Origin of the sequence: Sphingobium xenophagum NBRC 107872 (assembly GCF_000367345.1) — a bacterium.
Taxonomy (GTDB): domain Bacteria; phylum Pseudomonadota; class Alphaproteobacteria; order Sphingomonadales; family Sphingomonadaceae; genus Sphingobium; species Sphingobium xenophagum.
In genome coordinates this window covers 21,705-33,698 of sequence record NZ_BARE01000007.1, presented here as the reverse complement: position 1 = coordinate 33,698, position 11,994 = coordinate 21,705, and the positions used below count along the sequence as shown (strand labels likewise).

Genomic DNA, 11,994 nt, shown 5'->3' with positions numbered 1-11,994 from the left:
GCATCATTTCGCCGACAATATCGCACCGATCGATCGGGCATAGTCCTGCATGGCGGCGACGATGGCCGGCGCGCTGACCGAACGGGGGTTGGGATCAATGGCGCACAGCGTGCCGTAGAAGCTGCCATCAAGCAGAATGACAGGCAGCGACACATAGCTTTGAAAGCCGTAAAAAAGGGGGACATGATGCGTGCGCCAGTCCTGGTCCATGGCGACATGATCGATATAGATGCCTTCGCCGCAACGGCGGATATCGTCGCACAGGGTCTTTTTGATTTCCAGTTCCCCGCCGGGATCAAGGCCGAACTCTATCCGGTCGACGATCTGGCACGCGACCCAGCGATCTTCCGTCACCCTGGCAACCGCAGCGAAACCCATGCCGGTCGTCTGGCAGACCTGTTCCAATATCGCCCGAATCCGATCGTCATCACCGTGCGCCGCGACCGAGGCAGCGAAATCGTCCCGCATAGATGCACCTCTTTTGACGCGATGCTCATCGCACCACAGCATCTGGCAGCCATTTAGGATTGTACGCGATTGCACGCAAGATTTTGGTGGAGCCTAGCGGGATCGAACCGCTGACCTCCTGCATGCCATGCAGGCGCTCTCCCAGCTGAGCTAAGGCCCCATCCGGTGCGGCAGCAAGGCTGCGGAACCCGTTGGTATATGATCGCGCCCCTCCGCTTGCGCTTCGGGAGTTTCGCCGGAAGCCGTCCCCCGGACGGCTTCTGTATCAGCGAAACTGGTGGAGCCTAGCGGGATCGAACCGCTGACCTCCTGCATGCCATGCAGGCGCTCTCCCAGCTGAGCTAAGGCCCCATTTCCATCGCTAAAGCGCCGTTTGGGTCCGGCGCTTCGGAGGCGCTGCCATTAGGTCGCAGCGCCATCCTTGGCAAGAACAAAATGACTTAATTATCGTCCGCGTCGTCGTCGCTGGCCGCATCGACGCCCAGGTCGTCGTCACCGCCCAGATCGACGTCATTGTCCGGCGAATCGCCGTCATCATCGACGTCGATGTCGAGGTCCAGATCGTCATCGGCCGTTTCCAGCTCACCGTCTGCGGTTTCGATGACCTTCTTGGGCGCTTCCTCATAGGGGAGCGGCTGCTTCGACTTCAGCACCGGCTCCGGTTCCCAGGCCGCGTTGCAGTTGATGCAGACGACCGGGCTGTCATTGCCCAGGTCATAGAAACGCGTGGCGCATTTCGGGCAGGTCCGCTTCGTGCCCCATTCAGCCTTCACCATGTCCGGCCTAATCCTTTATTTGATGCTCAAATACCAACTACGCGGCGCAACGGTGAAGTTGCCCGCGAAACGTCGCGCGCCTTGCCATAGCGGGACGGCGCTGTCAAAAGCCGGGCGCATTTTTTCGACCCCGACATGATCGGAACGCTTCAGTGACTGCCACTTCCTCATCGCCGACCCCCATGACTTTCACCGCCGCCCCTGCCCTGTCGGGCAGCGTCGCCGTGCCGGGGGACAAGAGCATTTCCCACCGGTCGCTGATGCTGTCGGCGCTGGCAGTGGGCGAAAGCCGGGTCGAAGGGCTGCTGGAAGGCGAGGATGTGCTGGCAACGGCCGCGGCGATGCGGGCGATGGGCGCGGACATAGAGCGAGACGCGGATGGTATCTGGCATATCCATGGCGTGGGTGTGGGCGGACTGCTCCAGCCGGAGACCGCGCTCGACATGGGCAATAGCGGCACGTCGACCCGGTTGCTGATGGGATTGCTGGCGAGCCATGACCTGACCGCCACTTTCACAGGCGACGCTTCCCTGAGCAAGCGACCGATGGCGCGCGTGACCGAGCCTTTGGCGCGGATGGGGGCAAGTTTCACCTCCAGTCCGGGCGACCGTCTGCCGCTGACGATGCGTGGCGCCTGCCCCGCCGTGCCGCTCGATTATCGGTTGCCGGTGGCGTCGGCGCAGGTCAAATCGGCGATATTGCTGGCAGGCCTCAACACGCCCGGCATCACCCGCGTGGTCGAGCCGATTCCGACGCGCGACCATAGCGAGCGGATGCTCCGTGGATTTGGCGCGGAACTGGATGTCGAGGTCGAAGCCGATGGAACGCGGATCATCACACTGGTGGGCGAAGCGGAACTGAAGCCGCAGCAGATCGTCGTGCCGGGCGATCCATCGTCGGCCGCTTTCCCGATGGTGGCAGCGCTGCTGGTGCCCGGATCGCAGGTGACGATCGCCAATGTCGGTCTGAACACAACGCGCGCGGGCCTGATCGACCTGCTTCGGGAAATGGGCGGCTCGATCGAGGTCGTCAATCCGCGCGAGGTCGGCGGGGAGCCGGTGGGCGATCTGGCGGTCACGGCCTCCGCGCTCAAGGGCGTAGAGCCGGACCCGGCGCGGGCGCCCAGCATGATCGATGAATATCCCGTCGCCTTCATCGCCGCCGCGCTGGCGCAGGGGCGCAGCGTTTTTCGCGGTCTGGAAGAGTTGCGGGTCAAGGAATCGGACCGGATCGCAACGATGGCGGCCGGGCTGCGCGCGATCGGCGTAACGGTCGAGGAACTGGAGGACGGCATCATCATCGAGGGCAGCGGCGGCGCACCATTGGCGGGCGGCGGGCCTATCGCAACCAAGCTGGATCATCGAATCGCCATGAGCTTTGCGGTGGCCGGGCTGGTGTCGCGCGACGGGGTGATGATCGACGATATGGCGCCGGTGGCGACCAGCTTCCCTATCTTTGTCCCGCTACTGCGAACGCTGGGCGCTCTGGCATGACGATGGACTGGGCCAATATCGTCGGATTGCTGGGCAGCGGGCTGATGGTGGTCGCCTATGCCTATAGTAATATAGCGAGGGAACTGAACTTCCTGTGGTTCAACCTGCTGAACCTTGTGGGATCGCTGCTGCTGATCGCGTCGCTCACCATCCATTTCAATCTGGCGTCGATGGCGCTGGAAATTGTCTGGGCGGCGATCGCGGTGATCGGCCTTGCCAACACGATCCGCAAAGGCAACGCCCGATGATCATAGCTGTCGATGGTCCCGCCGCGTCGGGCAAGGGAACGATCGCGAAGGCATTGGCGCGTCATTATGGCCTGCCTTGCCTCGACACCGGGCTGCTGTATCGCGCGGTCGGCCTGTCGGTGCTGAAGCGCGGTGGCGATCCGGACATCAAGGCCGATGCACTGGCCGCCTGCGATTTTGGCGACGAGATACTGGCCGATCCGGCGCTGCGGAGCGAAGCGGTGGGCAGCCTTGCTTCCCGCGTGTCGGTGCATCAGGCGGTACGGGACGCGCTGATCGCCCGGCAGCGGGATTTTGCGACCCAGCCAGGCGGCGCGATATTGGACGGCCGCGACATCGGCACGGTGATCGCGCCGGACGCCGACGCCAAGATCTTCGTCACCGCCAGCGTCCATGTACGCGCCGAACGCCGATACAAGGACAGTCTGGCGCAGGGCGGACAGCCCGATATGGACAGCCTGATCGCTAACATTCAGGCACGCGATACGCGCGACATGAGCCGCGATCACGCGCCCCTGAAAATCGCGGACGGTGCGGACTTGCTAGATACAAGCGATTTGACTATAGACGCGGCCGTCCAGCGGGCCATTGCGCTTGTGGACGCCCAGCTTGAAGGTCGCCCTGCGGGCTGACCCGTCAAGGCGCGCGGTTTTACCACGCGCCCTTTTCGCTTTTCACAGCCGCGCGTTCCCAAGCCCCTGACCGGCGGGATACGCGCCGGATATTCGGTCCTGCGCGTGTTTTGGCCAAAGACCATCGGATACAACCGGTTGGCCAGCAATGATGTATGAAGGACTGACCATGGCCTCTACGGCATTCCCCACGCGCGACGATTTTGCCGCGCTTCTCAATGATTCCCTCGGTGGCGAGGACGGCGGCTTTGAAGGCCGCGTCGTCAAGGGCACCGTTACCGCCATCGAAAACGACCTGGCCGTCATCGACGTAGGCCTGAAGTCCGAAGGCCGCGTGCCGCTGCGCGAATTCGCGATGCCGGGCCAGAAGGCCGACATCAAGGTTGGCGACGAAGTCGAAGTCTATGTCGATCGCGTCGAAAACGCCCATGGCGAAGCGATGCTGTCGCGTGACCGCGCCCGCCGCGAAGCCGCCTGGGACAAGCTGGAAGCCGAGTTCACCGAGAGCGCGCGCGTCGAAGGCGTCATCTTCGGTCGCGTCAAGGGCGGCTTCACCGTCGATCTGGACGGCGCCGTGGCCTTCCTGCCCGGCAGCCAGGTCGACATCCGCCCGGTTCGCGACGTCACCCCGCTGATGGACATTCCGCAGCCCTTCCAGATCCTGAAGATGGATCGCCGCCGCGGCAACATCGTCGTGTCGCGTCGCGCCATTCTGGAAGAAACCCGCGCCGAACAGCGCAGCGGCCTCATCCAGACGCTGGCCGAAGGCCAGATCATCGAAGGCGTCGTCAAGAACATCACCGACTATGGTGCGTTCGTTGACCTGGGCGGCATCGATGGCCTGCTGCACGTCACCGACCTGTCGTACAAGCGCATCAACCACCCCAATGAGATGATCAACATCGGCGACACCGTTCGCGTCCAGATCATCCGCATCAACCGCGACACGCAGCGCATCTCGCTTGGCATGAAGCAGCTGGAAAGCGATCCTTGGGAAGGCGCATCGGCCAAATATCCAATCGGCGCCAAGTTGTCGGGCCGCGTCACGAACATCACCGAATATGGTGCGTTCGTCGAACTGGAGCCGGGCATCGAAGGTCTGGTCCACGTTTCGGAAATGTCCTGGACCAAGAAGAACGTCCACCCCGGCAAGATCGTTTCGACCAGCCAGGAAGTCGAAGTTCTGGTTCTGGAAGTCGATCCCGAAAAGCGCCGCATCTCGCTGGGCCTCAAGCAGGCTCAGTCGAACCCGTGGGACAGCTTTGCCGAGCGTCACCCGATCGGTTCGACCGTCGAGGGCGAAGTCAAGAATGCGACCGAGTTCGGCCTGTTCATCGGCCTGGACGGCGACGTCGACGGCATGGTCCACATGTCCGACATCGCCTGGGGCATCTCCGGCGAGGACGCGCTGGCGCTGCACCGCAAGGGCGAAGCCGTGCAGGCGGTCGTTCTGGACATCGACGTCGAGAAGGAGCGCATCAGCCTTGGCATGAAGCAGCTTGAGCGTGGCGGTCCGGCTGCGGGCGGCACCACTGCCGCTGCTGCTGGCCTGAACAAGAACGCGATCGTCACCGTGACCGTCCTTGAAGTCCGCGACGGCGGCCTGGAAGTCCAGGCCGGCGAAGATGGCGCCACCGGCTTCATCAAGCGCAGCGACCTGGGCCGTGACCGTGACGAACAGCGTTCGGAACGCTTCCAGATCGGCCAGAAGTTCGACGCCATGATCACTGGTTTCGACCGTGCGAAGAAGCCGACCTTCTCGATCAAGGCGATGCAGATCGCCGAAGAGAAGCAGGCTGTGGCGCAATATGGTTCGTCCGACAGCGGCGCGTCGCTGGGCGACATTCTGGGCGAAGCGCTGAAGGCCAAGACCGAAGGCTAAACCCCTTCGCACCTTGTAGCGATCAGAAAGCCCGCCGGAACACTGGTTCCGGCGGGCTTTTGCAAATGTTTCTGGAAACGAAACGAACTTCTTGTTCCCTCATTGTCAACGCCTTGCCAAATCTCTATGCAATGGATGGGACACGGCAGAGGGGCGCTGGACAACCAATGATCCGTTCGGAATTGATCCAGAAACTGGCTGATGAAAATCCGGGGTTGAACCTTGCGGAGGTGGAGAAGATCGTCGATCTTTTCTTCCGCGAGATTGTCGACCGGCTGGCGTCGGGCGGTCGTGTGGAACTGCGCGGCTTTGGCGCTTTCACGACGCGCGCGCGCGAAGCCCGCACCGGGCGCAACCCGCGCACCGGGGAGCAAGTGCCGGTATCGGCCAAGCGCGTCCCCTATTTCAAGCCGGGCAAGGAAATGCGCGAGCGGCTGAACGTCAAGGGCGAAAGCTGATCACAGCGGCTTGACCTGATCCGCGCCAGCCGTCAGGGAATGCGGTGCCCTATGGCAAGTCGGGCGGACGTGGCGAAATCGGTAGACGCAGCGGACTTAAAATCCGCCTTCCCCTGGAAATGCGGGTTCAAGTCCCGCCGTCCGCACCATTTTTTCTCAAATTCCCGGTTTCGGGCAGGCACCCGCGCGGCGTTTGGCGAATTGCCGTAACGGCATTTTTCTACCAAAAGGCTGGATATTCCACCGACTTGCCGCAATGATGGCGACATGGCCGGTGCGATTGATCCCCATAGTTTCAGCGACTCCCTCGTCATCCTTGGCGCGGCCGGGCTGGTTATTCCCGGATTTGCGCGCTTTCGCATCAGTCCGGTGATCGGTTTCATCCTGGTCGGGCTGGCGGTCGGCCCCGCTGGCCTGGGCGCGTTGGTCGGGCAATATCCCTGGCTCTATCATGTCACCATTTCCAACCGCGCGGCGATCGAGCCATTTGCGGAACTGGGCGTCATATTATTGCTGTTTTCCATCGGGCTGGAACTGAGCTTCAAGCGGCTATGGACTATGCGGGCGCAGGTGTTCGGCGTGGGCGCGGCGGAATTGCTGTGCAGCGGGGCGCTGATTGCGCTCGGCCTCTACGCCTTGGGCCAACCGACCGCAGGCGCAGTCGGTCTGGGGTTGGCGCTGGCGCTGTCCTCCACCGCCGTGGTGCTGCCGATGGTCGGTACCCAGAGCGCGGTCGGGAAAGCCGCATTTTCGATGCTGCTGTTCGAGGATCTGGCGCTGGTGCCGATCATCTTCATGCTCGGCGCGCTGGCGCCGTCCGTCGCGGCCAGTCCCGACGGGGCGTGGGGCGAGATGATGAGCACGCTGATGCGCGGCGGCATCACCATCGCGATCATGCTGGTGCTGGGCCGCCTGTTCCTGCCGCATATTTTCAGCCAGGCGGCGCGGACGAAAAGCCCGGAGGTGTTTCTGGCCGCGAGCCTGTTGGTCGTCATCGTATCCAGCCTGGCGACATCCATCGCGGGCCTGTCGCCGATCGTGGGAGCGCTGCTGGCGGGACTGATGATCGCCGAAACCGATTATCATGGCGAGGTCGAGGTCATGACCGCCCCATTCAAGGGGCTGGCGCTGGGTGTATTCCTGATCACGGTCGGCATGAGCCTGGACATTCGCGTGATCCTGGCCAACTGGCCCAGCCTGGTGCTGGCGGTAGCGGGCGTGGTGCTGGCCAAGACGCTGGTGACCGCGGCGCTGCTCTATTTTTCCGGGGCGCGCAAGGGCGTGGCGCTGGAGGTTGGCGTGCTGATGTCCAGCCCGTCGGAAACCACCCTGATCGTGCTGTCGACCGCAGCGGCCGCGCAACTGATCCTGCCGTCGACCGCCGCCTTCTGGCAGATCGTCACCGCCATTGGTTTGACCATCACGCCGTTACTGGCGCGGATTGGCCATGATGTCGCCCGCCGAGTGGAAATGGCGCTGGGCGAAGAACTGCCCGAAGCGAGCGAGGAGCATGCCGAGGCAGCAGCGGTCGTCATCGGCTTTGGCCGGGTCGGACGGATGGTGTGCGACCTGCTCAAGACCCACAAGCAGCGTTTCATCGTTGTCGAATCGGACCCCGATGTCGTCGCAGAAGCGCGGCGGGCGGGTTATCCCATATTATTTGGCGACGTGGCGCGGGTGGAAATGCTGGACAAGCTGCGGCTGGGCCATGCCCGTGCGCTGATCCTGACGATGGACGAACCGGTCCTGTCCGTCCGGCTGACCCGGCGCGTGCGTGGATGGGTGCCGGATCTGCCGATCATCGCCCGCGCGCGCGATACCAGTCATGCCGCGCAGCTTTACAAGGCGGGTGCGAGCGATGCCGTGCCGGAGACGCTGGAAAGCTCGCTGCAACTGGCCGAGACCGCTCTGGTCGATCTGGGCGTGGCGATGGGGCCAGTGATCGCATCCATCCATCAGATGCGCGAGGATTTGCGGGTGGACATCAAGGATGCAGCGCAGATGGCCACCGTCCCGAAATTGCGGCGGTTGCGACCCGACGAGGTGAGCTGACGCTCCCCGCTTCAGCGCTGGGTGGCGCAAATCCTGATACGACTGTCGAACCAGCAGGCACCGTCCCGCTTGAGATTTTCGGACAACAGCGCCTGGGCATGGGTGACGCCGGGCTCTTCATTCCATGATGCGCCAGCGGTACCGTCTCCATTGGGTGTCAGATAGGCGAAATAGGTTTTGACCTGATGCTCGCCATCGGAATTCAGGATCAGACTGCCATTGCCGTCATGCAACGACACCATCGGGCAATCCTTTTTTATGTCGAGATAGACCTTCCCGTCGATCCTGAGATAGCAATCGCCATAGATGGTCGACACTGAACTGTCGGCTTCCTGCTCTGCGACATTGTCTGCCGCGTTGGCATCGGGGACAGGCGCACCAGCAGCATTGCCCGCGGCATTTTGCGCGACTTTCGGCGTCCTTGCATCATTTGCAGGCTGATCTTCGCCGCCGGAACAGGCGACCAGCGCGAACGCGAGAACGCTGCTCGTCCATCCGGCCATGCCACGCATATCACCGATCCTCATCGCAATATCAGCGCGTCAGCGCTTCGACCAAAGCCTTCACCTTCTTCTGCCGCCATTGCGGTAGCGGGGCGATAAGCCAGTAGGACAGCGGCGAAGCAACGGCGTCGCCGACCTGACGGATGCGTCCGGCGGTCAAATCCGCCTCTGCCAACAACAGGGGCACGCTGGCACGGCCAAAGCCAGTCGCGGCGGCCTCGATCGCCAGCCCGGCGTCGGCCACGCGGATGCTGGCAGGCTGATCGCTCGACGGGCAGCCGGGCCATTCGATGCGCTGGTCCGGGCCGCCATTGGCCGCCTCTACGGTAACGAACAGCGGCTCGCCCAATTGGACGCCCTCATGCTCGCCGACCCGGTCGGACAGGCGCAGCGCGACATCGAGATTGGCTTCGGTGAAATCGAGCATCTCGTCAGCCGCGACCAGAGAGAAGGTCAGGCCGGGCTGGCTGGCGGCGTAGGCGGCGAGACGCGGCTGAAGCCATTTGGCGGTGATGTCGCGCGGCGCCGCAATGGTGAGGGCGCTGCTGGACTGGCCCGCCTGCATGGCGCGGACGGCTTCCTCAAATTCCAGAAAGCCGGCGCGCAGCGCGTCAAGGCCGCCTTCGGTTTCCGGGGTCAGTTCCAGCCCCTTGGGCGTGCGGCGGAACAGGACGACGCCCAGCAGATCCTCCAGCGCGCGAATCTGTTGGCCAACAGCGGCGGGCGTGACCGCCAGTTCATCAGCGGCGCGGGTGAAGGACAGATGCCGGGCCGCTGCGTCCAGCACGCGCAGGCCGTTCAGCGGCAAATGGGTGCGCTTCATTCGGCGACCGCCGGGGCGATCAGGGCGAAATGCGGAATCGCCACCTCGAAGGTTTCGCCGCCTACGCCGATCATCTGATAATTGCCCATCATCGACCCGGTGGGCGTATTGAGCGGGCAACCCGACACATAATCATAGCTTTTGCCCGGCTGTACCACCGGCTGTTCACCGACCACGCCGTCGCCGTCGACACGGTGCTGGACGCCCCGCCCGTCGGTGATGATCCAGTGGCGGCTGAGCAGTTGCACCGGCAGGTCGCCGTGATTTTCGATGCGGATATGATAGGCCCAGAACCAGCGGCCCCGGTCCGGCTCCGACTGTTCGGGCAGGAAGGAGACGGCGACATGAACAGTCACATCGCGCGTCGTCGCGTGGAAGGGGAAAAGCGCGTTCATGATGCTGAGATGCGCTTGGCCGATGCCTCCCGTCAACGCCCTATCGACGTGAGAGCGCGATCAAGATCGGCAATGACGTCGTCGGCATCCTCCAGACCCACGTTCAGGCGGAGCATATCTTCGGTAATGCCGACTTCCAGCCGCGCCGCTTCGGCCATGCCGAAATGGGTGGTGGAGGCCGGATGGGTCATGAGCGACCGCGAGTCGCCGATATTGTTGCTGATATCGACCAGTTCGAGCCCGTTGAGCAGGCCGTGCGCTTCGGCCCGGCCACCGCCGACATAGAGTGAGAAGATGGGACCGGCCATCGCCATTTGCGACATGGCCAATGCGTGCTGGGGATGGCTTGGAAGGCCGGGATACAGGACTTTCGCCACGCGGCCTTCAAGGAAGGCGGCGACCTTCAGCGCATTTTCGCTCTGGCGGCGGATGCGAAGGTCCAGCGTTTCCAGCCCCTTCAGCACCACCCAGGCGTTGAAGGCGCTGAGCGTCGGGCCGGTGTTGCGGTGGAACGGCAGCAGGACATTGTCGATCCACTCGCGCGTGCCGCAGACCGCGCCCGCGAGCACCCGGCCCTGACCATCCATCATCTTGGTCGCACTATAGGCTACGACATCCGCGCCAAATTCCATAGGCCGCTGGAGCGCTGGTGAGGCGAAGGCATTGTCCACAACGCTGGTGATGCCATGCGCTTTGGCAATGGCGCAGACGGCGCGCAAGTCCACCACATCCATGGTCGGATTTGCGGGGGTTTCGAAGAAAAACACCTTGGTGTTGGGCCGGATCGCCGTTTCCCATGCGGCGGTATCGCGCGCGTCGATCGTGGTCGTTTCGATCCCGAATTTGGGCAGCAGCGTATCGGTCAGCCAGCGGCAGGAACCGAACGCCGCCTTCGCCGCGACGACATGGTCGCCCGCCGACAACTGGCACAGCAGCGCTGCGGTCATCGCCGCCATGCCGGTAGCGGTGGCGCGACAGGCTTCCGCCCCTTCGAGCAGGGCGATCCGCTGTTCCAGCATCTCCACGGTGGGGTTCTGGAGGCGCGAATAGGTCATGCCCTGCTGTTCACCGGCAAAGCGCGCGGCGGCGTCCTCCGCCCGGTCATAGCTGTAGCCGCTGGTCAGGAAGAGCGCTTCGGAGGTTTCACCCCATTCGCTGCGCGCTGTGCCGCCCCGGATCGCCAGAGTGGCAGGCTTCCAGTTCTTGGTGATATCCGGGTTTTGGCCGCTTTTCCGCTTCATATCGCTTTCCGCATGTCCTGCCGCACCACGGGGGTGGCGCCGCCCAATATTTCGGCCATCTGGCTCATGTCGCCATTACCGCCAGACAGGATAACTGCAACCTTCTTGCCCCGCATCGCCTCCTTTTCCTGAAGCGCGGCGGCAAGCGCGACGGCTCCGGCCCCTTCGGCCAGATTATGCGTGTCCTGCCAATAATGGCGGATCGCGGCAGCGACTTCATCGTCGGTGACGGCGACGAAGCGGTCGGCGCGGGGTCCGAAATAGTCGAGCGCGGCCTGTACCGGCGTGCATACCGCCACGCCATCGGCAAAAGTGTAGGCGGTGGGGCTGGCGAGCAACCTGCCCGCCTCGAACGAGCGCTTGGCGGCATCGACATGGGCGGAGACGACGCCGACGACCTTGGTCGCGAGGCCCAGCGCATCGCGCGCCGCGATCGTGCCGCAGAGGCCGGAACCGCAGCCGACGGGGACGTAAACCGTGTCGAGGTCCGGCACCGCATCGAACAGTTCCAGCCCATAGCTGGCGACGCCCCGGACCAGTTCGTCATGATAGGCCGGGACCATGAAAAGCCCCTGCTCGGCAGACAGGCGGAGCGCTTCGGCCTTGGCGCTGTCGAAATCATGGCCATGTTCGATCAGGGTTGCGCCGAACGCCCGCATAGCCGCATTCTTTTCCAGCGCATTGCCGTGGGGGACGATGATCGTGGCCTTGAGGCCCGCGGCAGTGGCGGCGCGGACCTGCGCCTGCCCATGATTGCCACGGGTTGCGGTGATGATGCCGGTGACATGCGGGTGCGTGCGGCGGAGCCAGTCGATATAGGTTATCGCCCCGCGCACCTTGAACGCCCCGGTAGGCGTGTGATTTTCATGCTTTACCCAGAGTTCGCATCCTGCGCGCGCGGACAGCAGCGGCCATGCATATTGCGGGGTTGGCGGCACCTGGGCATGGACCATCGCGGCGGCGGAACGGAGCGAAGCAAGGGAGAAATCTGTCATGACAGCCGCAATAAGCCGGGCGCCGGGA

The 11,994-nt window shown here is 63.6% G+C and carries 13 protein-coding genes and 3 tRNA genes; 7 read left to right on the top strand and 9 right to left on the bottom strand.

Going from position 1 to position 11,994, the window contains the following annotated elements; all coding sequences use genetic code 11:
- Window positions 1-3: 3 nt before the first annotated feature.
- The 4 genes from SX1_RS03920 to SX1_RS03905 form a co-directional block, all read right to left on the bottom strand.
- Window positions 4-468 (bottom strand): GAF domain-containing protein, encoded by a 465-nt coding sequence (locus tag SX1_RS03920; RefSeq protein ID WP_019052009.1) that lies wholly within the window; start codon window positions 466-468, stop codon window positions 4-6.
- A gap of 84 nt (window positions 469-552) precedes the next feature.
- Window positions 553-628 (bottom strand) — tRNA-Ala (locus SX1_RS03915).
- A gap of 115 nt (window positions 629-743) precedes the next feature.
- Window positions 744-819: transfer RNA gene (locus SX1_RS03910), tRNA-Ala, on the bottom strand.
- An 89-nt stretch (window positions 820-908) separates the two neighbouring features.
- A complete protein-coding gene (locus tag SX1_RS03905; protein WP_017182690.1) occupies window positions 909-1,244 on the bottom strand; it encodes a TIGR02300 family protein in 336 nt (111 codons plus the stop codon).
- 182 nt (window positions 1,245-1,426) lie between these two features.
- Here SX1_RS03905 and aroA point away from each other — a divergent pair, with 182 nt between their 5' ends.
- The 7 genes from aroA to SX1_RS03870 all read left to right on the top strand — a co-directional run bounded on the left by aroA (window position 1,427) and on the right by SX1_RS03870 (window position 8,009).
- On the top strand, window positions 1,427-2,737 hold the full coding sequence (aroA, locus tag SX1_RS03900) for a 3-phosphoshikimate 1-carboxyvinyltransferase (protein ID WP_019052008.1): 1,311 nt from the start codon (window positions 1,427-1,429) through the stop codon (window positions 2,735-2,737).
- Window positions 2,734-2,985: a CBU_0592 family membrane protein gene (locus tag SX1_RS03895; RefSeq protein ID WP_019052007.1), complete on the top strand. Its 252-nt coding sequence runs from the start codon at window positions 2,734-2,736 to the stop codon at window positions 2,983-2,985. The genes aroA and SX1_RS03895 overlap by 4 nt, the downstream gene beginning before the upstream one ends.
- The gene (cmk, locus tag SX1_RS03890) at window positions 2,982-3,617 is read left to right on the top strand and encodes a (d)CMP kinase (protein ID WP_019052006.1); all 636 of its coding nucleotides are present in this window, start codon (window positions 2,982-2,984) and stop codon (window positions 3,615-3,617) included. The genes SX1_RS03895 and cmk overlap by 4 nt, the downstream gene beginning before the upstream one ends.
- A 169-nt stretch (window positions 3,618-3,786) precedes the next feature.
- Window positions 3,787-5,499 carry a 30S ribosomal protein S1 gene (gene rpsA / locus SX1_RS03885; protein WP_026002310.1) on the top strand — a complete coding sequence of 571 codons (1,713 nt, stop codon included), beginning with the start codon at window positions 3,787-3,789 and terminating at the stop codon, window positions 5,497-5,499.
- 167 nt (window positions 5,500-5,666) lie between these two features.
- The gene (locus tag SX1_RS03880; RefSeq protein WP_017182696.1) at window positions 5,667-5,957 is read left to right on the top strand and encodes an integration host factor subunit beta; all 291 of its coding nucleotides are present in this window, start codon (window positions 5,667-5,669) and stop codon (window positions 5,955-5,957) included.
- A 63-nt stretch (window positions 5,958-6,020) separates the two neighbouring features.
- Window positions 6,021-6,106 (top strand) — tRNA-Leu (locus tag SX1_RS03875).
- Between the two features lie 118 nt (window positions 6,107-6,224).
- The gene (locus SX1_RS03870) at window positions 6,225-8,009 is read left to right on the top strand and encodes a cation:proton antiporter domain-containing protein (protein ID WP_019052004.1); all 1,785 of its coding nucleotides are present in this window, start codon (window positions 6,225-6,227) and stop codon (window positions 8,007-8,009) included.
- A gap of 11 nt (window positions 8,010-8,020) precedes the next feature.
- Here the strand turns inward: SX1_RS03870 and SX1_RS03865 are convergent, their stop codons facing one another.
- Genes SX1_RS03865 through SX1_RS03845 form a run of 5 tightly spaced genes read right to left on the bottom strand, consistent with a single transcriptional unit; the run spans window position 8,021 to window position 11,966 of the window.
- Window positions 8,021-8,536: a hypothetical protein gene (locus tag SX1_RS03865; protein ID WP_019052003.1), complete on the bottom strand. Its 516-nt coding sequence runs from the start codon at window positions 8,534-8,536 to the stop codon at window positions 8,021-8,023.
- Window positions 8,537-8,543: 7 nt separating this feature from the next.
- Window positions 8,544-9,335 carry a LysR family transcriptional regulator gene (locus tag SX1_RS03860; RefSeq protein ID WP_017182699.1) on the bottom strand — a complete coding sequence of 264 codons (792 nt, stop codon included), beginning with the start codon at window positions 9,333-9,335 and terminating at the stop codon, window positions 8,544-8,546.
- A complete protein-coding gene (gene apaG / locus SX1_RS03855; RefSeq protein ID WP_026149484.1) occupies window positions 9,332-9,730 on the bottom strand; it encodes a Co2+/Mg2+ efflux facilitator ApaG/CorD in 399 nt (132 codons plus the stop codon). The genes SX1_RS03860 and apaG overlap by 4 nt, the downstream gene beginning before the upstream one ends.
- A gap of 32 nt (window positions 9,731-9,762) precedes the next feature.
- A complete protein-coding gene (gene metZ / locus SX1_RS03850) occupies window positions 9,763-10,971 on the bottom strand; it encodes an O-succinylhomoserine sulfhydrylase (RefSeq protein ID WP_019052001.1) in 1,209 nt (402 codons plus the stop codon).
- Window positions 10,968-11,966 carry a threonine dehydratase gene (locus SX1_RS03845; protein WP_019052000.1) on the bottom strand — a complete coding sequence of 333 codons (999 nt, stop codon included), beginning with the start codon at window positions 11,964-11,966 and terminating at the stop codon, window positions 10,968-10,970. The genes metZ and SX1_RS03845 overlap by 4 nt, the downstream gene beginning before the upstream one ends.
- Window positions 11,967-11,994: the final 28 nt, after the last annotated feature.